A 24,669-nucleotide genomic window follows, 5' to 3' on the forward strand; every position below is an offset into this window, starting at 1 on the left:
GCCCGTTAGCGGGAGAAAGGCCGGATGCCGCCGCCGAATTCCGGCTGCGCGCTAACGTAGAGCAACAGCCCGGCGGCCAGCAGGATCAGGCCACCGGCCAGCGCCAACGCCCCCCAGGCCACTGCGCTCCAGGCGGCGGGTGCGCGCGAACGGCTGAGGCGCACCGCCAGCCGGCGGCTGTAATGCACCAGCAGCGCCAGCATGGAGATGGTCAACGAGGTGCCGAACGCCATCGCCAGCGCGGAGATCACGCCCCAGCCAAACACGCCGATCACCTTGGAAAACAGCAGCACCAAAATCGCCCCCGAACAGGGACGCATGCCCATCGCCAGCACGATGGCGGCCTGAGTGCGCCAATCGCTTCCCGCCTGCAGCTCGCTGTCGCTCGGCAGATGCCGGTGGCCGCAGCCGCAATTGGCGCTGTGGACATGATCCGCCGCCAGCGGCGTCAGGCTGTTGATGCGCAGCGCCGGCGCCGGGCGCATCGCCTTGATCGCCGCAAACAGACGTTTCAGCGCGCGCCAACTCAGCAGCACGCCAAGCAGCATCACCAGAATAAAACTGCCCTTCTCCAGCCAAAAACTGCTTTGGTGCAGCTGGCGCGAAGAGAGCTGCAACACCACCAGCATCAACGTGACCAGCGCGATCGCCACCAGCCCCTGCACCAGCGAAGCGGCGAAGGTCAGCTTCAGGCTGCTTTTCAGCCGCGCCGGGTGGGTAGCCAGATAGGTGGCGATCACTACTTTACCGTGGCCGGGCCCAAGCGCATGCAAAACGCCATAACCGAGGCTGAACAGCATCAGCGCCAGCCCAGCCTGCTGCGGCGCGGCCTTCACCTGCTGCAACAGCCCCGCCATCTGTTGATGCAGCGCTTTTTGCCATACCACACTCTGCATCAGCAACTGCGGCCAGTAGTGCCACGCCAGCAGCGCGGCGGCCGCCAGCGCCAGCGTGAACGGCAGCAGCGGCCACAGGCCGAAAGCCCAGTGGCGCCGGTTTATCGTCGGTGGCGAGAGATTCAGCGACATTGCAGCGTCACCCGCTGGGCGAACTGCTGCCCCAGCGCCAGGTCTTCGCCGGGCGAGTCGTTCTTGTCGAGCGACAGCGCATAGGCCTGCAGCGACGCATTCGGCTTCGGCGTCATCAGCTTGTAACTGCACTGCTGCGCCATCTCCGGCGGCAAATGCAGCGCATTTTGGTCTTTATAGGTCATATCCACGAAATAAGTCGGATCGTAAGTAGAAAGCTCGAACGGCTTGCCCGCCAGCGGCTGCGGCTCGGCCAACGGCAGCACGAACTCCAGCACCGCCTGGTTGCCCTGGCGCGACAGGTGATATTCGCTGGGCAAGTTCAGGTATTTCACCGGCTTGCCGTCGCGGTAAAGGTCGGTGAAATAGTGCTGCCCCAGCACGTTGGCCATCACTTCCGCCGCCAGCTTTTTCCACACTTCCGAATCGCTCTTGGCGTTTTTCGCATCGTAGAGCAGATCCGCCGAGGTGATTTCATCCATCACCCACACCATTTTCAGGCCAACCAACCGCTGGTCTTTGGCGACGAAGGTGGTGTTCATGTCGATAAAGCTGTGCGGATGAGCGGCCGCTCCAGCGCTGAACACGGTGCCGAGGGCAGCCAAAAGACGACGTAACTTCATCATTATCCTGTCTTACCTGCATTTGTTATAACGTAACACAAATAACTGCCAAACGACCCGCCTCTGCCGGCGATATTTGTGACGAAAGTTGTAAGCCGAAGTAAAAGCCACGCTGTCATCCTGACGTTACAAAGCCTTTTGCTATGCTTAGGCATAATCGCAACCTTTTATGCCGGAAGGTGATAATGAGCCTGGACACCTCTCCCGTGCCTGAGCTCTCCGGACAACAACGGCGCTGCCATCTGCTGCTGATGCTGTACACGCCGGAGCCCGAGTTACAGCTGGAGACCCTAAGCCGAATCAACGGCGTCGCCCCCCCGATAACCCGGCAAGATATAGCCGAGGTGGCCAGTGAAATCCAGCGTTTCCACCACCTGGAGATCGCCGTCGATCCCGACCATGGCTACCAACTGCGGGGCAGCGCGCTCGACCAACGCCTGTGCCTGATCCATTGGCTGCGGCGGGCCCTGCGCTGCAGCCCGCAGTTCGTCGAAAGCGACTTCGCCCCGCGCCTGCGGCTGGCGCTGACGGCCGATGCCGGGTCGGCGTCGCAGCTGGCTCAAGTGATAGATGCCTGCGAGCCGCTGCTCAACCGCCACTTCGACGCGCGCGACCGCCAATTCCTGCAGCATTATCTGCTCTACTGCGCCTGGCAAAACCGCCTGCATCACCATCCGCGTTTCGACGCCGTTCAACGCGACTGGCTGCGGAAAAAGCCGGAGCAGCAAGCCGCCGCCTGGCTGCATCAGGCCTGCAACCGGCTGTTTAACCAGCCGCCGCACGCGGACGAGCGCGATTTTTTGGCGCTGACCTTCACCCTGTTGAAAAATCACAGCTACCACAGCAATGACTCGGCGCAAGAGCAGAGATTGATGGCGGCGATCGGCAGCATGGTCGAGCGTTTCCAGCAACTTTCCGGCATGGCCTTCAGCAGCAAGGCCGAGCTGGTCAGCCAGCTGTTCGCCCACCTGGCGCCGGCGCTGGAGCGCTGCCGTTTCGCCATCGGCATCGACAATATGCTGCTGGAAGACGTGGTGCGCAAATACCCGCGGCTGATGCGCACCACACAGGAAGCGCTGATACCGCTGGAGCAGGAGTACGGCGTGCATTTTTCCAACGAGGAGGCGGGCCTGGTGGCCATCAGCTTCGGCGCCTGGCTGATGCAGGACAACGCGCTGCAGGAAAAACAGGTGCTGCTGCTGACGCTGGACAATCCGCAGCTGGAAGAGGAAGTGGAATATCAGATCCGCGAGCTCACGCTGCTGCCGCTGAACATCAAATACCTACCGCTGAGCGACTATCTGCGCGGCGGCGCGCCGCAGGGCGTCACGCTGGTGATCACCCCTTATGCGGCGGTGCACAACGATCCGCACCCGCCGTTGATCTATACCGAACTGCCGCTGGAAACCCGGCAGCGCCAGGCCATTCGCGCGCTGCTGGAAGCGCCTTAATCACCGGCTGACGCTGACCGCCGGCGGCCGGATGAACAAGGCCGGCGCCGCGACCGCCGCCATCACCCAGAATACCCCGCCCTGCCAATGTTCGAACAGGAACCCGGCAATGACCGTCATGACGGCGATACCGCCGCCCATCGCCAACGCCGAATACACCGCCTGCAGCCGGATCACCTCTTGCCCCTGGCGCGCGGCGATAAAGCGCATCGCCGCCAGATGGCACACGGTGAAGGTGCCGCAGTGCAGGATCTGGATCAGCAGCAGCCAACCCAGCTCGGTGCTGTAGGCCATCAGGCTCCAGCGCAGCACGCCGCAGCAGGCGGAAAGCAGCAGCAGGTTGCGCGCATTCCAGCGGCGGAACAGCACATTGCTGCTGGCGAAAATAATCACCTCCGCCACCACGCCCAGCGACCACAGATAGCCGATGGTCGAGGCCGAATAGCCCGCCTCCTGCCAGTAAATGGAGCCGAAGCTGTAGTAGCCGGCGTGCGCCCCCTGCAGCAGCGTGACGCACAGCAGGAAGCGCCACACCGGCCCTTCTTTCAACAGCGCCCACAGCGAACGCTCGGCTCCGCCGTGCGTGCGCGCTTCGCCCTGCGGCATGACGCTCGGCTTCAGCAGCATGCCCAGCAGCATCGCCAGCACGCTGAAGATCAGGCTGTAGAGAATGGCGTTATGGCCCCACACCGCCACCAGCTGCCCGGTCAGCGCCGAGCCGATGACGAACGCCAGCGAGCCCCACAGCCGTACCCGGCCGTAGTCCATACGGATCTGCTTTTGCCAGGTGGCGGCCAGCGCGTCGGTCAATGGCACCAGCGGCGAGAAGAACAGGTTGAACCCCGCTATCACCAGCATCAGCCAACCCCAGCCGTTGCCGAAGCAAAAGCCAACCGCGAAAGCCAGGGTCAGCAGCGCCAGCAGACGCAAGGCGGAGACCAAATGAGAGGGATCTTTAACGCGGGGAGCAATCAGTAAACTGCCGAGGAAGCGGGCCACCAAACCGGCGCCTAGCAACATGCCGATGGTTTCGGGCGCGATGCCCTCGCCTTTCAGCCACACGCCCCAGAACGGTAAGAAGATGCCGTAGGAAAAGAAGTAGGTGAAATAACTGAGCGCGAGCCAACGCGTGGATTGCAGAACCATGATCCCTCCGGTGTGAGGGCAATACTTTGACAGAGCTCACACCGGCCCGCAATCTTCATTCCACTTCAATGCGTTAGAGTGCCAGGCAGCTCACAGTTTGCCGCAAGCGGCCATAAAAAAACCCGCCGCAGCGGGTTTTGTCAGGCGAAAGCGGGATTAGGCGTAAACCGGCAGGCGGGCGCAGATATCCAGCACTTTCTTCTTGGTGCGTTCGATGGTGGCTTCATCGTTGATGTTGTCCAGCACATCACAGATCCAACCGGCCAGTTCGCGCACGTCGGCTTCTTTGAACCCGCGACGGGTCACGGCCGGGGTGCCGATACGCACGCCGGAGGTGACGAACGGGCTCTTCGGATCGTTCGGCACGCTGTTTTTGTTGACGGTGATGTTGGCGCGGCCCAGGGCGGCGTCAGCTTCTTTACCGGTCAGGTTTTTGTCGACCAGATCCAGCAGGAACAGGTGGTTATGGGTGCCGCCGGAGACCACTTTATAGCCGCGCTGCAGGAACACGTCCACCATCGCCTTGGCGTTGACCGCCACTTGCTGCTGGTAAACCTTGAACTCAGGCTCCATCGCTTCTTTCAGCGCCACCGCCTTGCCGGCAATCACGTGCATCAGCGGGCCGCCCTGGCCGCCAGGGAACACGGCGGAGTTCAGCTTCTTGTACAGCTCTTCGTCGCCGCCCTTCGCCAGGATCAGGCCGCCGCGCGGGCCCGCCAGGGTTTTGTGGGTGGTGGTGGTGACGATGTGCGCGTGCGGCACCGGGTTCGGGTACACGCCGGCGGCGATCAGGCCGGCCACGTGCGCCATGTCGACGAACAGGTAAGCGCCGATGCTGTCGGCGATTTCGCGCATTTTGGCCCAGTCAACCACGCCGGAGTAGGCGGAGAAGCCGCCGATGATCATTTTCGGCTTGTGGGTTTGCGCCTGTTTGGCCAGATCGTCATAGTCGATTTGACCTTTGTCGTCGATGCCGTAAGGCACCACGTTATACAGTTTACCGGACAGATTAACCGGGGAACCGTGGGTCAGGTGGCCGCCGTGCGCCAGGTTCATGCCCAGAATGGTGTCGCCCGGCTGCAGCAGCGCGGTGTAAACGGCGAAGTTAGCCTGGGAGCCGGAGTGCGGCTGCACGTTGGCGTAATCGGCGCCGAACAATTCTTTGGCGCGGTCGATAGCCAACTGCTCAACGATATCCACGTATTCGCAGCCGCCGTAGTAACGCTTGCCCGGATAGCCTTCAGCGTATTTGTTGGTCAGCTGGGAACCCTGAGCCTGCATTACGCGCGGGCTGGTGTAGTTCTCAGACGCGATCAGCTCGATGTGCTCTTCCTGACGCACCACTTCCTGCTCCATGGCACGCCACAGTTCCGCATCGTAATCGGCAATGTTCATTTCACGCTTTAACATCCGGCATCTCCTGACTTAAATCAGCTAACTAAAAAATCACCAAATAACTACCCGTTTGGGGTCTGGGCCACAGTGTAAACCGTTTCGCCCTACCGAAGATAGGTCTTGACAGAGGTTTTTACGCAAACGATTGGCATAAGGCAGCGCAAGGCTTTGATCCGCGAAACGCCGCCGTTTATCAACGGACATTTCCTCATGCGAACAATGCGCTTTTTTCATGTTCTGTGAGCGCGATCGACGCCCGAAGAACACCGCAACGAAAACAAGGGTATTTACAAGCGGCGTGGAACCCAATAAGATGCATTTAAAATACATCATTAAAATTCTCGTCAAGATCCCAACCCAAGGAGCGCTCCCATGCTGGATAGCCAAACCATCGCCACCGTGAAATCCACCATCCCCCTGCTGGCAGCAACCGGGCCGAAGCTGACCGCCCACTTTTACGATCGCATGTTCGCCCACAACCCGGAATTGAAAGACATTTTCAATATGAGCAATCAGCGCAACGGCGATCAGCGTCAGGCGCTGTTCGACGCCATCTGCGCCTATGCCGCCAACATCGAGAACCTAGCGGCGCTGCTGCCGGCGGTGGAACGCATCGCGCAGAAGCACACCAGCTTCAATATCCAGCCGGAGCAGTACCAAATCGTCGGCGGCCACCTGCTGGCGACGCTGGACGAAATGTTCAGCCCGGGTCAGGAAGTGTTGGACGCCTGGGGAAAAGCCTACGGCGTACTGGCCAACGTGTTTATTCAGCGTGAAGAGCAGATTTATCAGCAGAGCGAAACCGACAACGGCGGCTGGCGCGATCTGCGCGCGTTCCGCATCCTGAAGAAACAGCCGCAGAGCGACGTGATCTGCAGCTTCGTGCTGGCGCCGGTGGACGGCGGCCGGGTGGCGGACTTCAAACCGGGGCAATACCTGGCGGTCTACATCAAGCACGACAGCCTGGAGCATCAGGAAATTCGCCAGTACTCGCTGACCACCTCGCCGAACGGCGAGTTCTACCGCATCGCGGTGAAGCGTGAAGATCAGGGTAAAGTGTCCAACTACCTGCACCAGCAGGCGCAGGAAGGCGACGTGATCGACATCGCCCCGCCGCACGGCGACTTCTTCCTCGACGTGACGCCGACCACGCCGGTGGCCCTGATCTCCGCCGGCGTCGGCCAAACCCCAATGCTCGGTATGCTCAACAGCCTGCACGACAGCCAACATCAGGCACAGGTCCACTGGCTGCACGCGGCGGAAAACGGCAGCGTGCACGCCTTTGCCGAGGAAGTGGCTGATATTGCCGGGCGCATGCCGAATCTGAGCCGCCATGTGTGGTACCGCGAGCCGGGCGCCGATGACGTGGAAGGCCGCGACTACCACAGCCGCGGATTGATGGATTTAAGCGCGCTGCAAGGCAGCCTGGCCGATCCGCAGATGCACTATTACTTCTGCGGCCCGGTAGCCTTCATGCAGTTCGTGGGGAAACAGCTGCTGGAGATGGGCGTAGAGGCCGAACGCATCCACTACGAATGCTTCGGCCCGCATAAAGTGCTGTAATGCGTGCGGAGCGCGGCCGTCAGACCGCGCTCCCCCTTCATTTCTCCTGCAGTTGGCGCGCGTCCTGCACCTGCTGCACCGTCACCGGTGCCGCCTGGTTGCCCCAGCTTCCCCGCAGATAGCTCATCAGATCGGCCGCTTGACGATCGTTCAACGCCCAGCCATAAGCCGGCATGTCGAACGCCATCGCCTGCTGCGTGATCGGCGTATGCGCCCCTTCCAGCACTACCCGCAGCGCGGTCAGCGGATTATCCGCCGTTACCGTGGCATTGCCTGCCAGCGCCGGAATGGCGAAGTCGGTGCCCTCCCCCTTATTGCCGTGACAGGTCGAGCAGTACATTGCATAGGTCGCCTTGCCACCCGAATTATCCGCCTGCGCAGCAGATGAGGCAGGTTTGGCGGCGGTGTCCGGCGCCAGGCTGCGCAGGTACACCGCGATGGCGTTCAGATCGCCGTCGCTGAGGTACTGCGTGCTGTGGGTCACCACCTCGCTCATTGGCCCGGCGACCGCCGCATGGCGGCTGCGGCCGGTTTTCAGCAGCGCCGTCACCTCTTCCGGCGGCAGGCCGCGCAGATTGGAGGCGTACCAGCCGTCCAGCTCGGCGCCGCTCAGGAACGCCGGCTCCTTACCGTCCAGGCCCTTCTCCTGCATCGCCCAGCCGCGCGGCGTGTGGCAGCTGCCGCAATGGCCTGCGCCTTGCACCAGATAGGCGCCGCGGTTCCACTCGGCGCTTTGCTGCGGATCGGCCTGATACGGCTGGTCGTCGTGGAACAGCTGATTCCACACCGCCAGCGGCCAGCGCATCGACAGCGGCCAAGTGATATCGCTGTCGCGGTTGGCGACGTTCTGCGCCGGTACCTCGTTCATCAGATAGTCATACAGCGCGCGCATGTCTTCCGCGCTCATTTTGGCGTACGAGGTGTACGGCATCGCCGGATAAAGCCGGTGACCGTCTTTGGCGATCCCCTGACGCATGGCGCGATCGAACTCTTCGAATGAGTAAGCGCCGATGCCGTGCAGCTTGTCCGGCGTGATGTTGGTAGCGTAGATAGCCCCGAGCGGCGTCGGGAACTTCATGCCGCCCGCCAATTCGGCGCCGCCCGGCGCGGTATGGCAGGCGGTGCAGTCACCGGCTTTGGCGACGTATTCCCCGGCCGACATCGCCTGGGCCGAGCCGCCGGCGGCCAGCAGGCTCAACAGGTACAGCGAACGCAGACTCATGCTCCCTCCTTGGCGGCAACCTTGCCGTAGGCCAGTTCGTTAACCGCGCGCCACGCCTGATCGATCGCCGAGTTGGCGTATGGGCTCCAGTCGGCATCGGAGTTGGCAATGGCTATCTTGCCGATCGGCTGCCGCGCCGTTTCGATGATGTGCTTGGCTTCGTCTTCGTCGTCAAACAGCCCATTGAGGAAGTAGGAGTAACCGTGCGACCAGCGGTTGACGGTGATCGCCTGAATGTCGCGCTGATGATCGAAACCGGCCTCGCCCAGCATGCCCTGCAGCTGTTCGCGGATCATCTGTTCGTGCACTTCGAACGGCGTGCCCAGCAGCAGCGCGCGCCCTTTGCGCGACTGTTCGCGCGTGCTGAGGCCGCTACCCGGCAGCGTCGGCACATACACCATATGCAGGCCGATCGGCCGATCCGGATCGCGCGGGTGCTGATACCCGCCCATGCTCACCGGATAGTCCAGCTTCACGCGGCTGTACGGCGCGGCCGGCGAATAGACCTCGTGCACGCCCAGCTTGATGAACGGCTGCCAGTTGCGGATCACCACCTTGCTGTACACCAGCGGCGCCTTGACGTTCTGCTTCAGCGCCTCCTGCTGCTCGTGCGACATCTCCGGCACCAGATACGGGATCATCATGTTGTAGCCGGCCATCACCACCTGCCCGGCGCGCACTTTGGTCATCTTCTCGCCGGTCATGTAGGTGACCTCCACCTTGTCGCCGACGTTGGCCGCGTGCAGCCCGGTGCTGTTCAAACGCAGCTTTACCGGCGATTCCGGCCGATCGAGCTGGCTGTAGTCGAATTTAGCCAGCACCACATCGTTCATGTCCTTGCCGGCCGGCGCCACCGCCGGGATCAGTTGGCGCACCATCAGGCGCGCCAGCGTGGCGTTGCCGTCCGGGAAGTGGAACACGTAAGGATCGTCGAGATCCGCCTGCGACTCTTCATCCAGCGGCGGCAGATTCATGCCGTTCAGGCCCGGCAGATCGCAAATGCGTGCATCGCTGCACGAGGTGCCATCGATGCCCACCGCCTGGAAATCGTTGGTGGTCTGCTGGAAATAACGGATCGCCAGCTCACTCAGCCCAACCTTCTCGCGCAGGAACTGGGTGTAGCTGTGGGTGTCGAGCCATTCGACCTTCTGCTCCAGCGTCATCTCCGGCAGATAATCCTTCTCCACCGTGTGCAGCGCGATCAGCGCCTGGCGATCGCTTTCCGGCAGCGGGAAATCGCCGATGAACGCTTCATAAGAGCGGCCGTTGAGGCGATCGCGCGGGATGTCGTCCGCCACCGTGCGGCCCGGATCGCCGCTCACCACCTTGTCGACGCCGAAGTTCTTGCGATCGAAGTAAACGCCGCGGCTCAAATTCAAATCCGGGTAGAAGGTGGTGTCGAAAGCCTGTTCCAGTTGGTCGATATCGACGCCGAGCTTGCGCAGCAGCCCCATCGCCACCGGGCTGAAGTTGGAGCGCGGCGACTGCAGCGATTCGCTGCCGCCGTAGCCGAGCAGCATGCCGTCGTCGCTGTTGAACTCGTTGCGCTTGGCGTGGCCGCCGAAGTCGTCGTGGTTGTCGATCAAAAGAATGCGCTGCTGCTCGCCCTTCAGCTGCTGCCAGAAACAGGCGGCCGCCAGGCCGCTGATGCCGGCACCCACCACCACCAGATCGAACTCTTCAACGGCGGGCACGCTGCCGAAGTCAAAGGTTTTGCCGTCGCGCCCCAGCTGGTGCGCATGCTCGAACGAGCCCGGATGATTGCCCCGCAGCCCGGTCAGCGCCGGCGGGTAGTACAGGGTTTGATTGGCGGTTTGCGGTGACGCGCGCAGGATTTGCAGCGGCGTCAACCCGGCGGCGATGGTGATCGCCACCCCGTTGAGAAAATCGCGTCTGGTGATACCCATATAGGCTTCCTTTCAATTTTTATTATCATCGGCCGGCCGGGGCCGGCCCAAAGGCCGCGCTATTGTGCGGATAATTATTGTAAAATCAATGTTTGAACATCACATGACGAATGGCCGTGTAATCCTCCAGCCCGTACATCGACATATCCTTGCCGTAGCCGGACAGTTTCTGGCCGCCGTGCGGCATCTCGCTCACCAGCATGAAGTGGGTGTTCACCCAGGTGCAGCCGTATTGCAGGCGGGCGCTCAAGCGATGCGCGCGGCCCACGTCGCGGGTCCACACGGACGAGGCCAATCCGTAGTTGGATTCGTTCGCCCAGGCCAGTACCTGCTCTTCGTCGTCAAACGGCGTCACCGTCACCACCGGGCCGAACACTTCGCGCTGCACGATCTCATCGTCCTGGCGCGCGCCGGCCAGCAGCGTCGGCTGGAAATAGTAGCCCGGCCCCTTCACCTTCTCGCCGCCGGTCACTACCTGCACATGCGGCAACGCTTTGGCGCGCTCGACAAAACCGGCCACCCGCTCCAGATGCTGGGCGGTAATCAACGGTCCCAGCTCAGTGCTCTCGTCGTCCGGCGCGCCGATCTTCAGGCTGGCCACCGCCTCGCCCAGCCGCTTGACCAGCTCGGGATAAATGCTTTTCTGCGCGTAGATGCGGCAGGCGGCGGTGCAATCCTGGCCGGCGTTGTAGAACCCGAAACCGCGAATGCCGTCCACCACCTGCTGCAGATCGGCATCGTCGAACACCAGCACCGGTGCCTTGCCGCCCAGCTCCATATGGGTGCGCTTAATGCCGGCGGCGGTGTGGGCGATGATGTGCTCGCCGGTGGCGATCGACCCGGTCAGCGACACCATGCGCACCTTGTCATGCCCGGTCAGCCGATCGCCCACGCTGGCGCCGCGCCCGAACAGCACGTTGAGCACGCCCGGCGGGAACAGCCCGGCGGCCAGTTCGGCCAGTTTGAAGGTGGTCAGCGGCGTCTGCTCCGAAGGCTTGATCACCACGCAGTTGCCCGCCGCCAGCGCCGGCGCCAGCTTCCAGGCCGCCATCATCAGCGGATAGTTCCACGGCGCGATCGAGGCCACCACGCCGAGCGGATCGCGGCGGATCATCGAGGTGTGCCCGGCCAGATACTCACCGGCCGCCATGCCGGTCAGGCAGCGGCTGGCGCCGGCGAAGAAGCGAAACACGTCGGCCACCGCCGGCAGCTCGTCGTTCAGCACGCAGTGATAAGGCTTGCCGCAGTTGAGCGACTCCAGCCTGGCGAAGGTCTCGGCATGCTCGTCGATCAGATCCGCCAGCTTGAGCAGATGCTCGGCGCGCTCCTTCGGCGTGGTTTGCCCCCAGGCGGCGAACGCGGCGTCCGCCGCCAGCACCGCGCGATCGACCTGCTCCGGGCTGGCCTCCGCCACCTGCGCGATCACTTCGCCGGTCGCCGGGTTATACACCGGCTGGGTCGCGCCCTGGCCATTCACCAGTTGGCCGTCAATCAACAGTTGGCTTTGCATAGGGTTATCCTTTTGTCAGAGGTCGGGTAAGGAAATTATTTGCCGCTGCCGGCGACGCTTTCCCCACCCTTGGTCAGGTAGTAAGCGCCGAGGATCGGCAGCATGGTCAACAGCATCACCGACAGCGCCACCACGTTGGTGATCGGCACGTCGCGCGGGCGACCAAGCTGGTTCAGCAGCCACAGCGGCAGCGTGCGCTCGTGGCCGGCGGTAAAGGTGGTCACGATGATTTCATCGAACGACAGCGCGAACGCCAGCATGCCGCCGGCCAGCAGCGCCGAGCCGAGGTTCGGCAAGATCACGTAACGGAAGGTTTGCCAGCCGTCGGCGCCAAGATCCATCGAAGCCTCGATCAGGCTGTATGAGGTGCGGCGGAATCGGGCGATGACGTTGTTGAACACGATCACCACGCAGAACGTCGCATGGCCGACGACGATGGTCAGGATGCCCGGCTCGATGTTCAGCGCCTTGAACGCCGCCAGCAGCGCCAGGCCGGTGACGATCCCCGGCAGCGCGATCGGCAGCAGCAGCAACAGCGAAATGCTGTCTTTGCCGAAGAAATCGCGCCGATACAGCGCCGCCGCCGCCAGGGTGCCGAGCACCAGCGCGATGGCGGTCGCCAGGCAGGCGATCTGCGCCGACAGCAGCACCGCATCGAGGATGTCCTGCCGCCCGGCGGCGACGTTAAACCAGTGCAGCGTAAAGCCCTTCGGCGGGAAGCTGAAGGCCGCGTCTTCGGTGTTGAAGGCGTAGATGGCGATGATCGCCAACGGGAAATGCAGGAAGACAAGTCCGCCCCAGGCGGCCAGCTTCAGCCCTAAGGGCGCGCGTTCAGAGTGCATCGAAAGCCCCCAGACGTTTGACGATGGAAAGGTAGATGGCGATCAGGACGATCGGCACCAGCGTAAAGGCCGCGGCCATCGGCATATTGCCGATCGCGCCCTGCTGGGCGTAGACCATGCTGCCGATGAAATAGCCCGGCGGCCCCACCAGCTGCGGCACGATAAAGTCGCCCAGCGTCAGCGAAAAGGTGAAGATCGACCCGGCGGCGATGCCCGGCACCGCCAGCGGCAAAATGACGTGGCGGAAGGTCTGCGCCGGCCGGGCGCCCAGATCCGCCGAAGCGTGCAGCAGCGAGGGCGGCAGGCGCTCCAGCGCCGCCTGGATCGGCAGGATCATGAACGGCAGCCAGATATAGACGAACACCAGAAAACGCCCCAGCCCCGAGGTCGACAGCGTGTTGCCGCCGACGCCGGGCACCGTCAGCAGCGAAGCCAACAGCGGCTCCAGCCCCAGGTGCTGCAGAAACCACTGCGCCACGCCGTCTTTCGCCAGCAGCAAAGTCCAGGCATAGGCTTTGACGATATAGCTGGCCCACATCGGCATCATCACCGCGATGTAAAAGAACGCCTTGACGCGGCCGCTGGTATAACGCGCCATGTAATAGGCGATCGGGAACGCCAGTACCGCGCTGGCCAGCGACACCAGCACCGCCATGGTCAGCGTGCGCAGGATGATGTCGTAGTTGGCCGGGTTGAACAGCGCCGCCAGGTTGGCGAAGGTCAGATCCGGCGTCACCGCCATGGTGAAATCGTCGAAGGTGTAGAACCCCTGCCACAGCAGCGTCAGCAGCGAGCCGAGGTACACCGCGCCGAACCACAGCAGCGGCGGCACCAGCAGTAACAGCAGATACAGCGTCGGCCGGCGATAGAGCCAGGTCGACAGCGCGCGCACGCTACCACCGCGCGCCGAGGGGGAATCGATGCTCATGTCCATCTCACCTCTCCTCCAGCAGTGGCACCATCGCCGCGCGCGGCCAGCAGGCGACGATCGGCTGGCCGATCTGCCGCTGTTGCCCTTCGGCGATCCACTGCGGATTGGCCTGGCTGACCAGCAGCTTTTCGCCGCCGTTCAGCGCGATCTCATAGCGCGTGGCCGCGCCCTGGTAGTGGATTTCCTGCAGCGTGCCCTGCACCTGGATCTCGTCCTGCGCCGCGCCGCCTTGCTCCAGCAGGCGAATATGCTCCGGCCGGATCGAGAAGGTTCGGCTTTCGCCGAGCAGACGCTGCGCCAGCTCGCTGCGCACCACGTTGGAGGTGCCGACGAACTCGGCGACGAACGGCGTCTTCGGCCGCATGTAAAGCTCGCGCGGCGTATCCACCTGCTCGATGCGGCCGTTATTGAATACCGCCACCCGATCGGACATCGACAGCGCTTCGCTTTGATCGTGGGTGACGAAGATAAAGGTGATGCCCAGCTGGCGCTGCAGCTTCTTCAGTTCGCCCTGCATCTGCTCGCGCAGCTTGAGATCCAGCGCGCCGAGCGGTTCGTCCAGCAGCAGCACCCGTGGCCGATTGACCAGCGCGCGCGCCAGCGCCACGCGCTGCCGCTGGCCGCCCGACAGGTGCGCCGGCTTGCGTTCGGCGACGAAACCGAGCGCCACGCTCTCCAGCGCCTCTTGCGCCCGCTCCTGCCGCTCGCGTTTGGCGACGCCCTTCACCATCAGGCCGTAGGCGACGTTTTCCAGCACCGACATGTGCGGAAACAGCGCGTAATCCTGAAACACGGTATTCACGTCGCGCTGATACGGCGGCAGGTTGGCGGCTTCCTGGCCGTGAATGCGAATCGAGCCGGAAGTGAGCTGTTCAAAGCCGGCGATCAGGCGCAGGCAGGTGGTTTTGCCCGAGCCGGACGGCCCGAGCATGGAGAAGAATTCCCCGTCCTGAATGTCGATGGATACCCGATCCACGGCGCGAACATCGCCGAAAGTCCGCGAAACATCGATGAATTGCACGGCAATGGTCATTTTCTGTGCTCCATTCTGATGTAATTCGGGCGCAGCGGGCTGCGCCCCGCGGCTTAGCGGCCGCCCATGATGGCGATGTAATCCTGGGTCCAGCGGCTGTACGGCACGAACTTGCCGCCCTGCGCCTGCGGCGTTTTCCAGAAGGCGATTTTGTCAAACTGGTTGAAACCGTTGGTTTCGCAACCCTTCTCACCCAGCAGCGCGCTGGCCTTGCAGCCCGCCGGTGAGGCCGGCACCGACCCAAACCAGGCCGCCACATCGCCCTGCACCTTCGGCTCCAGCGACCAGTTCATCCACTGGTAGGCGCAGCTCGGGTGTTTGGCATCGGCATGCAGCATGGTGGTGTCCGCCCAGCCGGTCACGCCCTCTTTCGGGAACACGGTGGCGATCGGCTGCCCTTCGCCCTTCAGGGCGTTGGCCTGATACGGCCAGGCGCTGGAGGCCACCACGCCTTCGTTTTTAAAGTCGCTCATCTGCACCGAGGTATCGTGCCAGTAGCGGTGGATCAGCGCGTGCTGGCTGCGCAGCAGCTTCAGCGCCGCCTGATACTGCTCTTCGTTGAGCTGGTAAGGATCGCTGATGCCGAGCTGCGGCTGAGTGGCCTTCAGGAACAGCGCCGCGTCGGCGATGTAGATCGGGCCGTCGTAAGCCTGCACCCGGCCCTGGTTGCTCTTGCCGTCCGGCAGGTTCTGCTGCTGGAAGATCACCGCCCAGCTGTCCGGCGGCGTTGGGAAGGTTTTGGTGTTGTACATCAGCAGGTTCGGCCCCCACTGGTACGGCGTGCCGTAGGTTTTGCCGTCCACGGTGTACCAGGCGCCGTTCAGCAGGCGCGGATCTATGTTCTTCCAGTTAGGGATCAGCGCGGTATTGATCGGCTGCACCCGCTTGCCGAAGATCAGGCGCAGCGAGGCGTCGCCGGAGGCGGTCACCAGATCGTAGCCGCCCTTGGCCATCAGGCTGACCATTTCATCGGAGGTGGCGGCGGTCTTCACGTTCACCGCGCAGCCGGTTTGCTTCTCAAACTGGGTGACCCAGTCGTAGTTTTTGTCGGACTGGCCGCGTTCGATGTAGCCGGGCCAGGCGATGATGTCCAGCCGGCCTTCGCCTTTGCCCAGCGACTGCGGCAGATCGGCCGCCTGGGCCAGGCCACACAGCACGGTGAGGCAGAGCGCGGAGACGGTGGTGGTGACTGCGGTAGTTTTTCCCATCGTAATTACCCCTGTGTTGCTTATCGGTATGCGGCAGGGAACGGCTGCCGCCTGATTTTTCTTGATATAACCGTTAGAAGCCGGCTTTGAACTTCGCCATTACGTGCCTGACAACGCTGTAATCCTGCAGCGAATCGCTGGACAGATCCTTGCCGTAGCCGGAGCGTTTCAGGCCGCCGTGCGGCATTTCGCTCGCCAAGGTGAAATGGGTGTTGATCCAGGTGCTGCCGTACTGCAGATGGGCGGCAATGTGCAGCGCCCGATCGATATTTTGCGTCCACACCGACGAGGCCAGCCCGTATTCCGAGTCGTTGGCCCACGCGACCGCCTGCTCCAGGTGCTCGAAGCGCGTGACGCTGACCACCGGGCCAAACACCTCACGCTGCACGATCTCGTCGCTTTGCAGGCAACCCGCCAGCAGGGTCGGCTGGTAATAGAACCCCGGCCCGGAGTGCGCCGCGGCACCGGTGATCAATTCGATATGCGGTTGGCTGAGCGCCCGCTCGACAAAGCTGGCGACGCGATCGCGCTGGCGGGCACTTATCAACGGGCCGATCTCGTTGTCCTCATCGCGCTTGCGGGCGAAGCGCAGGCTGGCGACCGCTTCGCCCAGCGCGTCCACCAGTTTGGGATAGATGCCGGCCTGCGCGTAGATGCGGCAGGCGGCGGTGCAGTCCTGGCCGGCGTTGTAATAGCCGTAGGTGCGAATGCCGTTGACCACCTCGTCGAGATCGGCGTCGTCGCAAACGATCACCGGCGCCTTGCCCCCCAGCTCCAGATGGGTGCGCTTGACGCTTTTGGCCGCCGCCTGGAGGATTTTTTGCCCGGTGACGATATCGCCGGTGACCGACACCAGCCGCACCTGCGGGTGCCCCACCAGCTGGCTGCCGACCCCTTCACCGCCGCCGTAGACAATGTTCAGCACGCCCGGTGGCAGGATCTCTTGCAGCGCCGGCACCAACGCCAGAATGGTCAGCGGCGTGTGCTCGGACGGTTTGAACACCACGGTATTGCCCGCCGCCAACGCCGGCGCAATCTTCCAGGCCGCCATCATCAGCGGATAGTTCCAGGGGGCGATCGAGGCCACCACGCCAATGGGATCGCGGCGGATCATCGAGGTGTGGCCCGGCACATACTCACCGGCCAGCTGCCCTTGCTGCGTACGCACCGCGCCGGCAAAGAAGCGGAACACGTCGACCGCCGCCGGCAGATCGTCATTGAGCGCCTGATGCAGCGGTTTGCCGCAGTTGAGGGCTTCCAGCTGCGCCAGCTGCGGCGCCTGCCGCTCAATGGCGTCGGCGATGCGCAGCAACAGCGTGGCGCGCTGGGCCGGCGTAGTGCGCGACCAATGGCCAAACGCCTGCTGCGCGGCTTTCACCGCGCTGCCGACCTGCGCCGAAGAGGCTTCGGTAAGGGCGATCAGCGTCTCGCCGTTGGCCGGATTGACGATGCACTCCTGCTGGCCTTCGCCGTCGATAAGCTGACCGTTAATGAACTGCTGACAGGACAAACCTGAGAGAACCTGCACATCCGCCATCGCCTGACGCCCCTAAGTGACAAAAACGTTAACCAAATGTGAATAAGTTAGTTTTAATCAGCCTAAGCGAGCCTCTGGCGGGCAACAAATTCTAAATACTGAACGACGCGTTCGATTAAATCGAATGCTTAAGCCCGGCGGCATGTTTGCTGCCGTTCTCGCGCGCGATGGTGAGGAACGGCGTCACCAGCTCCGGCCGCGCGCTGCCGCGCCGCCATGCCAACCCGATATCCAGCGGCTCCAGCAGATCGTCCAGCTTGCGCGCCTCGATCATGTTGCCCTCCAGCGACCAGGCGCGGTACGCCATGTCCGGCTGGATGGAGACCCCCATCCCCGCCGCCACCAGGCTGCGCACCGCCTCGGTCGAGGCGGTCTTCATGGCGATCTCCGGCTTCAGCCCGGCGCGCGCCCAGATGCGCCGCGCGTGTACGTCCATTTCATCGGCGTTGAGCTGGATCAGCGGCTGTTTGGCCACGTCCGCCAGGCTGATGCTCTCGTGCTCCAGCAGCGGGTGCAGCGGCGGCAGCCACAGGCGATACGGCGAGTGCATCAGCACCTCAGTCTGCAGCGCGTCGCGGTCCTCGATGTTCGACAAGATCAGCACGCCGATGTCGATCTCGCCGCTGACCAGCAGATGCTCGATGTACGGGCGTTCGTCTTCAACCACCTGCACGGTGACGTTGGGATAGGCCGATTTAAAGCGCGTGAGCAGCTCCACCAGGAAGTAACCGGCCACCAGGCTGGTGACGCCGATAGTCAGCTTGCCGGTCAGGCTTTCGGTGCCGATCTGCAGGCTGCGCTTGGCGTTATCCACCGTCGCCAGGATCAGATACGACTGGCGCAAAAACTGGTGCCCCTGATGGGTCAGCGTCATGCCCTTGGCGTGGCGATCGAACAGCCGCACGCCGATCTCGGTTTCCAGCTGCTGGATCGCCAGCGTCAGCGAAGACTGGGAGACAAACACCGCCTGGGCGCCGGCGGAGATCGACCCGGTTTCCGCCACGGCGATGAAGTGGCGGATTTGGCGTAACGTCATCATGGGGGTGATTCCTCAAGCAAAAACATTGCGTTGAGTGTAGACGCCGGCCGTGAAGCGATCGGGAAAAGTGTCAAAAACGCGATAGCGTTCGCTTTTTTAGAATGCCCGCAGACAAAAATGGGGGAAACGGCGAGGCGAAGAAGTGTGATGTACGGGGAGCAGAAATGACAAGGGCGCAGCATGCTGCGCCCTGATGGCCGATGATCCTTGTGAGGATCAGATCGCTTCTTCGTCCTGCTCGCCGGTACGGATACGCACCACGCGCGCCACGTCGAAGACGAAGATTTTGCCGTCGCCGATCTTGCCGGTCTGCGCGGTTTGCATGATGGTTTCCACGCAGGTGTCGACGATGTCGTCGGCAACCACGATCTCGATCTTCACCTTAGGCAGAAAGTCAACCATGTATTCGGCGCCGCGGTACAGCTCGGTGTGGCCCTTCTGGCGGCCGAAGCCTTTGACTTCGGTGACCGTCATGCCGGTGATGCCCACTTCGGCCAGCGCTTCGCGGACGTCATCCAGTTTGAACGGCTTGATAATCGCGTCGATCTTTTTCATCTTCTTTCCTTTTACCAATTTTTGCGGCCAAAACCGGATGTGATGGGGTAGCGGCGGTCTTTGCCGAAGTTACGGGCGGTGATGCGCGGCCCGACGGCGGCCTGACGCCGCTTGTATTCGTTGATGTCCACCAGGCGGATCACCTTGCGCACGATCGCTTCATCGAAGCCTTCGGCCACCAGATCGGCGACCGACTTGTCGCGCTCGACGTAACCTTCCAGGATCGCATCCAGGATATCGTACGGCGGCAGGCTGTCCTGATCGACCTGATCCGGCGCCAGCTCGGCGGACGGCGGGCGATCGATCACCCGCTGCGGGATCACGTAGGAGACGGTGTTACGGTATTCAGACAGCTTGAACACCAGCGTTTTCGGCACGTCCTTCAGCACGTCGAAACCGCCGGCCATATCGCCGTACAGCGTGGCGTAACCCACCGCCATTTCGCTCTTGTTGCCGGTGGTCAGCACGATGCTGCGGCGCTTGTTGGACAGCGCCATCAGCACCACCCCGCGGCAACGCGCCTGCAGGTTCTCTTCGGTGGTGTCGCGCTCGGTGCCGGCGAACATCGGCGACAGCTGGCCCATAAAGGCGTCGAACATCGGTTCGATGGAGACAATATCGAACTCCACGCCGAGGATTTCCGCCTCTTCCTTGGCGTCGGCGATGCTGATATCCGCGGTGTAGCGGAATGGCATCATCAGCGCCTGCACCTTGTCTTTGCCCAACGCATCCACGGCGATCGCCAGCGTCAGCGCCGAGTCGATGCCGCCGGACAGCCCCAGCACCGCGCCTTTAAAGCCGTTTTTGGTCACGTAGTCGCGCACCGCCAGCACCAGCGCCTGGTACACCTGCGCCAGCTGCGGCAGCTCAGCGGCCGGATCGGCCATCGGCACCACATCCAGCTCGTTGAATTCCAGGCGGGTCACCTGCTCGTCGAAGGCCGCCAGACGGTGAGTCATGGTGCCGGCGGCGTCGAAGACCTTGGAGCAGCCGTCGAAGATCAGCTCATCCTGGCCGCCGACCTGGTTGAGGTACACCAGCGGTAGTTGAGTGCGCTGGCAGTGGCCGGCCATCAGCGTTTTGCGGATATACGGTTTTTCGCGATTATACGGCGAGGCGTTGATCGACAGGATAATCTCCGCGCCGGCCGCCTTGGCGGCGTCGATCGGCTCAGGGAACCACAGATCTTCGCAGATCAGCAGCCCCAGACGGTAGCCTTTCAGCGCCACCACGCAGGTGTCGTTGCCGGCGTGGAAATAGCGCTTCTCATCGAACACGCCGTAGTTCGGCAACTGCTGCTTGAAGTAGCGGGTCAGCAGGCGGCCTTCGGCGAACAGCGACAGCGCGTTGTACAGCTTGTCGCCTTCGCGCCACGGGTGGCCGACCAGGATCGCCGTCTCGGCGGAGGCCTGCTGCAGGCGCAGCAGCTGCGCATCGCAGCGCTCATAGAAATCATTGCGATACAGCAGGTCTTCCGGCGGGTAGCCGGACAGCGCCAGTTCGCTGAACATGACCAGATCGGCTCCCGCCTTCTGCTGCTCCTGCACGATTTGCAACATGCGTTCGGTGTTGCCTTCAATGTCGCCGACCAGCAGGTTCAGCTGGGCCAGGGCGATGGAAAGTGATCTGCTCATTTGTGTACGATCCCGCTTAATACGTTCCATGGTGCTCTACGCCGGGGCGCGCCGCGGCAAAGAGAACGGAGTGTAAATCATTCCGCCGGATTTGTTGAGAACCTGCGTGGCAGGCGCCGGCGGGAAACTGTCATTCTTTAAAATCGTTGGCGTCCAGCTCGTGGCGCGACAGCAATTTGTAAAACTCGGTGCGGTTGCGGCCCGCCATGCGCGCGGCCTGGGTCACGTTGCCCTTGGTGATCTGCAGCAGCTTGCGCAGGTAATGCAACTCGAACTGGTTACGCGCTTCGGCAAAGGTCGGCAGCGCGGTATTTTCCCCTTCCAGCGCCTGCTCCACCAACGCTTCGCTGATCACCGGCGCCGAGGTCAGCGCCACGCACTGCTCGATGACGTTGACCAGCTGACGCACGTTGCCCGGCCAGCTGGCGGTCATCAGCCGCTTCATGGCGTCGGTCGAGAAGCTGCGCACGAACGGCTTGTGCCGCTGAGCCGCTTCGCGCAACAGGTGATTGGCCAGCAGCGGGATATCTTCGGCGCGCTCGTTGAGCGCCGGGATCTTCAGGTTCACCACGTTGAGGCGGTAGTAGAGATCTTCGCGGAACTCGTTCTTCGCCATCGCCTTTTGCAGATCGCGGTGGGTGGCGGAGATGATGCGCACGTCGATGTCCAGATCGCGATTGCTGCCGAGCGGCCGCACCTTGCGCTCCTGCAGCACGCGCAGCAGCTTCACCTGCAGCGACAGCGGCATATCGCCGATCTCGTCGAGGAACAGCGTGCCGCCCGCCGCCGCCTGGAACAGCCCTTCGCGGCTGCTGACCGCGCCGGTAAAGGCGCCCTTGGCGTGGCCGAACAGTTCGGACTCCAGCAGTTGCTCCGGCAGCGCGCCGCAGTTGATGGCGATGAACGCCTTGCTGGCGCGCGGACTGGCCGCGTGGATCGCCTGCGCCACCACCTCTTTACCGGTGCCGCTCTGGCCGTTGATCAATACGCTGACGTCGGACTGCGCCACCATTTTCACCTGCTCCAGCAGGCGCAGCATCAACGGACTGCGGGTGACGATGTCTTCCCGCCAGGCATCGTCGCCGGCCGGGCTGGCCGACAGCGCGAGCGCCTCGTCGATGGCCTTGTACAGCGCATCGCGATCCACCGGTTTGGTGAGAAAGCTGAACACCCCCTGCTGGGTGGCGGCCACCGCATCGGGAATCGAACCGTGCGCGGTGAGAATGATCACCGGCATGCCCGGCTGATGTTTTTGGATCTCGGCGAACAGCGCCATGCCGTCCATCTCATCCATGCGCAGATCGCTGATCACCAGATCGATCTGTTCGCGCGCCAGCAGGCGCAGCGCTTCCTGGCCGCTTTCGGCGGTGGTGACGTGAAAACCTTCGCTGGTCAGGCGCATGCCCAGCAGCTTCAGCAGGCTGGGATCGTCGTCAACCAATAACAGGTTGGCCGGTTTGCGAGCGGTCATTGCGCGTGGGACTCCTTATTGGCAGGGTGCGGCGTATAGGTGTCTTCCGGTTCAACCGGCAGCGCAGTGCCCTTTTCCGGTTCGTCCTGCGGCTCAGCCCCTTTCGCGGCCGCGCCATTTTTACCGGCGGCTTCGCCCTTTTGCGAGCCTGTGCCGTTGTCCGGTATTTCCCCTTGCAACTGCTTGCGCGATGAGAGCTGGCGCTCGATGTCGGTCAGGTTTTCCAGCTTGCGCGAGGTGTCCTGCAGCTGCGATTGCAAGCGCGCCTGGCTCTGGCGCAGCGAATCGATCTGACTGTCGCTGCTTTCCTGCAGATGCTGATAACGCGCTTTCTCATCGAACAGCGTGATCTGCAGCATCTGCTGCTGGCGCCACAGCTGCGTCAGTGGACGCAGCGAACCGGGAAACTCCATCCGGTAGCTGTTGATCCTGTCGATCATCTGGCGGCGTTCGCCGGAGGTCGGCTGTGCGCTCCCCAGCAGAATGCTCTGTTTGAAAACGCCGGACCAGCTGTCGCCAGGCACCGTTTTCGCCAGCGCGCGCGCCTGGGTTGAGCCGATGCGATCGGCGCAGTCCATCGCACGCAGCCAATAGAGCGCGTTATCCAGCGCGTCCTTGTCGCCCAACTGCCACAGGGTATCGCAGGCCGCGGTGCGGTAATCGATCACCTTGGTATCCGGGATCGCTTCTTGCTGCTGAGCGCTCAGGCCGCCGCTGACCGCGCGATCGACGCAGCCCGCCAGCAACAGCGGCATAAAGAAAACGGCGCCCAACCAGCTGATCGGGCGTTTGCCGAGCGGCGCTCTGTGCACGGCACGCGGTGAACGTTCGGTCTGTGAAAGACGAAGGCGCTTAGACCATGTGTACATTATTTATTCATTCTCGGCGGTTAACGGCAGTTCAATGCGGAAGCAGACGTCTGCACCGGCGACCGTCGCCAGTTGCAGCTCACCGCGCATGCGACGGATACAGTCCTGAGCGATGCTCAACCCCAGTCCGCTTCCTTTTACCGCCCCTTTTCGCTGGTGACTACCCTGGAAAAAAGGCTCGAAAATCATGGCTCTTTCAGCCTCGGGGATCGGCGTGCCGGTATTGGCGACGTCGATTTGCACCCGTTGTCCAACCTGACGGCTGCGGATCCAAATGTTACCGGATTCCTTGCCGTAGTGCACCGCATTGGAGTAGAGATTATCCAGCACGCGCATTAATAGCGTAGGCTCTGCCCAGCAGATTTCCGCCCCCAGGGCGATTTCGGTGGAAATCATCTTCGCCCGCGCCGGCAAACTGTGCGCGGCGACCACCAAATCGACCATCTCACGCAGCTCGACGTTCTCGTGTTCCGCCGGGCCGTCGGCCAGTTTGCGGTTGTAATCCAGCAGTTGTTCAATCAGCTGTTGCAGATGACGGCTGCTGTTGTCGAGGATCGCCACCACCTCTTTTTGATCGGAGGTCAGCGGCCCCGCCACTTCGTCTGCCAGCAGTTCGGTACCTTCACGCATGCTGGCCAGCGGCGTTTTCAACTCGTGCGAGATATGGCGCAAGAACTCGTGGCGCTGCGACTCCAGCCACGCCAACCGTTCGCTCAGCCAAATGATGCGCTGCGCCAGCGAACGCAGCTCGCGCGGCCCTTTGAACGACGCGGTGCTACCCAGCGCGCGCCCTTCCCCCAGGCGATTGATCATCCGTTCCACGGCCTTGACCGGCCCGATGATCATGCGGGTAAACAGCACCACCAGCAGCACGCTGACCAGGAACAACAGCAGCGCCTGCCAGCCGAAGAACTGGCCGCGCTCGGCGATGGCCTGCTGCAGCTGCTGGCCGCGCGAGAACACCACCGCGCGCGTGGCCTGCACCATTTCGGCGTTGGAACGGGAGAACGATTCGAGCAGGGCCGAGGCCTCTTGGTCCGGCCCGCTGTTATGGCATTTGATCGCCGCCAGCTGGGTCAGCAACTGACGCAGCGTTTGGTAATAACGTTCGTCCGGCAGGATCGGCGCGTGGGCGTCCAGCATCTGCGAATACTGTTTGCGCTGGTTCTGGTACAGCTTCTGCAACGTAGGATCGACCAGCACGCAGTACTGACGATAGCTGCGCTCCATCTCCAGCGCCACGCTGGTCATCGCCTCGCTGCGCCGCGCGTCCACCAGCGTGGTGCGGTTGATGTCCGCCGCCTGCGCGCTGAGGTGATCCAGGCTCTGGTAGGCTTGATAGGCCAGCACCAACAGCGGCAGCAGCACCAACAGGAAGGCCAGCAGCACCAATTGCCGCAGCGAACGGGGGAATAAACGCCATTTTTTCAACGAAATCATCTCATTCTCTCAGCTCTGTCACGATGCTAACTGACTCGCCGGAAAGAGAAAAGCCCGGCAGGGGAGAATCCTGAACGCGCAAGGAAAAAGCCGCGGGATCGGCGAAGCGCGCCCATAGGCCTGGCCTGCCGACGGCATGCGGCCCCGGTAACATCAACCGGCGCGAAAACGAGAGTGTGGGGATAGCGTCTGCGTTCGAGGGCATAGGCAACGAAACGGGCATAAGCGCAGCGTTGAGAATTGACATCGGGGCAAGAAACTTGCC

The 24,669-nt window shown here is 62.7% G+C and carries 20 protein-coding genes; 2 read left to right on the top strand and 18 right to left on the bottom strand.

Features of this window, described 5'->3' with window-relative positions:
* Positions 1-5: 5 nt before the first annotated feature.
* Both ACJ8PN_RS19115 and ACJ8PN_RS19120 read right to left on the bottom strand, forming a co-directional pair.
* The gene (locus tag ACJ8PN_RS19115) at positions 6-1,028 is read right to left on the bottom strand and encodes a nickel/cobalt transporter (protein WP_442535157.1); all 1,023 of its coding nucleotides are present in this window, start codon (positions 1,026-1,028) and stop codon (positions 6-8) included.
* On the bottom strand, positions 1,019-1,654 hold the full coding sequence (locus ACJ8PN_RS19120) for a DUF1007 family protein (RefSeq protein WP_442535158.1): 636 nt from the start codon (positions 1,652-1,654) through the stop codon (positions 1,019-1,021). The genes ACJ8PN_RS19115 and ACJ8PN_RS19120 overlap by 10 nt, the downstream gene beginning before the upstream one ends.
* Positions 1,655-1,836: 182 nt before the next feature.
* Here ACJ8PN_RS19120 and csiE point away from each other — a divergent pair, with 182 nt between their 5' ends.
* Entirely contained in the window at positions 1,837-3,102 is a 1,266-nt protein-coding gene (gene csiE / locus ACJ8PN_RS19125) for a stationary phase inducible protein CsiE (RefSeq protein ID WP_166730267.1), read from the top strand.
* Here csiE and ACJ8PN_RS19130 read toward each other — a convergent pair whose 3' ends face one another.
* Both ACJ8PN_RS19130 and glyA read right to left on the bottom strand, forming a co-directional pair.
* Positions 3,103-4,248, bottom strand: a complete 1,146-nt coding sequence (locus ACJ8PN_RS19130) for a 3-phenylpropionate MFS transporter (protein WP_021504511.1) — start codon at positions 4,246-4,248, stop codon at positions 3,103-3,105.
* 156 nt (positions 4,249-4,404) lie between these two features.
* Positions 4,405-5,658: a serine hydroxymethyltransferase gene (gene glyA / locus ACJ8PN_RS19135; protein WP_025303922.1), complete on the bottom strand. Its 1,254-nt coding sequence runs from the start codon at positions 5,656-5,658 to the stop codon at positions 4,405-4,407.
* 357 nt (positions 5,659-6,015) lie between these two features.
* On the opposite strand from glyA, the gene hmpA reads away from it, so the two are divergent.
* Positions 6,016-7,206, top strand: coding sequence for an NO-inducible flavohemoprotein (gene hmpA / locus ACJ8PN_RS19140; protein WP_004941387.1), 1,191 nt, complete (start codon positions 6,016-6,018; stop codon positions 7,204-7,206).
* 37 nt (positions 7,207-7,243) lie between these two features.
* Here hmpA and ACJ8PN_RS19145 read toward each other — a convergent pair whose 3' ends face one another.
* The 14 genes from ACJ8PN_RS19145 to ACJ8PN_RS19210 all read right to left on the bottom strand — a co-directional run bounded on the left by ACJ8PN_RS19145 (position 7,244) and on the right by ACJ8PN_RS19210 (position 24,404).
* On the bottom strand, positions 7,244-8,428 hold the full coding sequence (locus tag ACJ8PN_RS19145) for a c-type cytochrome (protein ID WP_411261591.1): 1,185 nt from the start codon (positions 8,426-8,428) through the stop codon (positions 7,244-7,246).
* A complete protein-coding gene (locus ACJ8PN_RS19150) occupies positions 8,425-10,335 on the bottom strand; it encodes an NAD(P)-binding protein (protein WP_442535159.1) in 1,911 nt (636 codons plus the stop codon). Before ACJ8PN_RS19150 ends, ACJ8PN_RS19145 begins: the two co-directional genes overlap by 4 nt.
* 85 nt (positions 10,336-10,420) lie before the next feature.
* Positions 10,421-11,845: an aminobutyraldehyde dehydrogenase gene (gene patD, locus ACJ8PN_RS19155; RefSeq protein ID WP_049186757.1), complete on the bottom strand. Its 1,425-nt coding sequence runs from the start codon at positions 11,843-11,845 to the stop codon at positions 10,421-10,423.
* Between the two features lie 35 nt (positions 11,846-11,880).
* Positions 11,881-12,687 carry an ABC transporter permease gene (locus ACJ8PN_RS19160; RefSeq protein WP_004941378.1) on the bottom strand — a complete coding sequence of 269 codons (807 nt, stop codon included), beginning with the start codon at positions 12,685-12,687 and terminating at the stop codon, positions 11,881-11,883.
* Positions 12,677-13,621 (bottom strand): ABC transporter permease, encoded by a 945-nt coding sequence (locus ACJ8PN_RS19165; RefSeq protein WP_033632317.1) that lies wholly within the window; start codon positions 13,619-13,621, stop codon positions 12,677-12,679. The genes ACJ8PN_RS19160 and ACJ8PN_RS19165 overlap by 11 nt, the downstream gene beginning before the upstream one ends.
* Before the next feature lies 1 nt (position 13,622).
* Positions 13,623-14,651, bottom strand: coding sequence for an ABC transporter ATP-binding protein (locus ACJ8PN_RS19170; protein ID WP_351109179.1), 1,029 nt, complete (start codon positions 14,649-14,651; stop codon positions 13,623-13,625).
* A 53-nt stretch (positions 14,652-14,704) separates the two neighbouring features.
* Positions 14,705-15,859 carry a putative ABC transporter substrate-binding protein YdcS gene (ydcS, locus tag ACJ8PN_RS19175; RefSeq protein WP_019452335.1) on the bottom strand — a complete coding sequence of 385 codons (1,155 nt, stop codon included), beginning with the start codon at positions 15,857-15,859 and terminating at the stop codon, positions 14,705-14,707.
* 73 nt (positions 15,860-15,932) lie between these two features.
* Positions 15,933-17,396, bottom strand: coding sequence for a gamma-aminobutyraldehyde dehydrogenase (locus ACJ8PN_RS19180; RefSeq protein ID WP_351109181.1), 1,464 nt, complete (start codon positions 17,394-17,396; stop codon positions 15,933-15,935).
* A 115-nt stretch (positions 17,397-17,511) separates the two neighbouring features.
* Entirely contained in the window at positions 17,512-18,435 is a 924-nt protein-coding gene (locus ACJ8PN_RS19185; RefSeq protein ID WP_015378793.1) for a LysR substrate-binding domain-containing protein, read from the bottom strand.
* Between the two features lie 216 nt (positions 18,436-18,651).
* Complete coding sequence (gene glnB / locus ACJ8PN_RS19190) at positions 18,652-18,990, bottom strand: nitrogen regulatory protein P-II (RefSeq protein WP_004847623.1); 339 nt, start codon at positions 18,988-18,990, stop codon at positions 18,652-18,654.
* Positions 18,991-19,001: 11 nt separating this feature from the next.
* Positions 19,002-20,624: an NAD+ synthase gene (locus ACJ8PN_RS19195; protein WP_016929779.1), complete on the bottom strand. Its 1,623-nt coding sequence runs from the start codon at positions 20,622-20,624 to the stop codon at positions 19,002-19,004.
* 130 nt (positions 20,625-20,754) lie between these two features.
* Positions 20,755-22,095 carry a two-component system response regulator GlrR gene (glrR, locus tag ACJ8PN_RS19200; RefSeq protein WP_004941361.1) on the bottom strand — a complete coding sequence of 447 codons (1,341 nt, stop codon included), beginning with the start codon at positions 22,093-22,095 and terminating at the stop codon, positions 20,755-20,757.
* Complete coding sequence (gene qseG / locus ACJ8PN_RS19205) at positions 22,092-22,964, bottom strand: two-component system QseEF-associated lipoprotein QseG (RefSeq protein WP_351109184.1); 873 nt, start codon at positions 22,962-22,964, stop codon at positions 22,092-22,094. The genes glrR and qseG overlap by 4 nt, the downstream gene beginning before the upstream one ends.
* A gap of 3 nt (positions 22,965-22,967) precedes the next feature.
* Positions 22,968-24,404 carry a sensor histidine kinase gene (locus ACJ8PN_RS19210; protein ID WP_277496969.1) on the bottom strand — a complete coding sequence of 479 codons (1,437 nt, stop codon included), beginning with the start codon at positions 24,402-24,404 and terminating at the stop codon, positions 22,968-22,970.
* Positions 24,405-24,669: the final 265 nt, after the last annotated feature.

It is taken from the genome of Serratia sp. CY76391 (genome assembly GCF_052166695.1).
In the GTDB taxonomy this organism is placed as follows: Bacteria; Pseudomonadota; Gammaproteobacteria; order Enterobacterales; family Enterobacteriaceae; genus Serratia; species Serratia nematodiphila.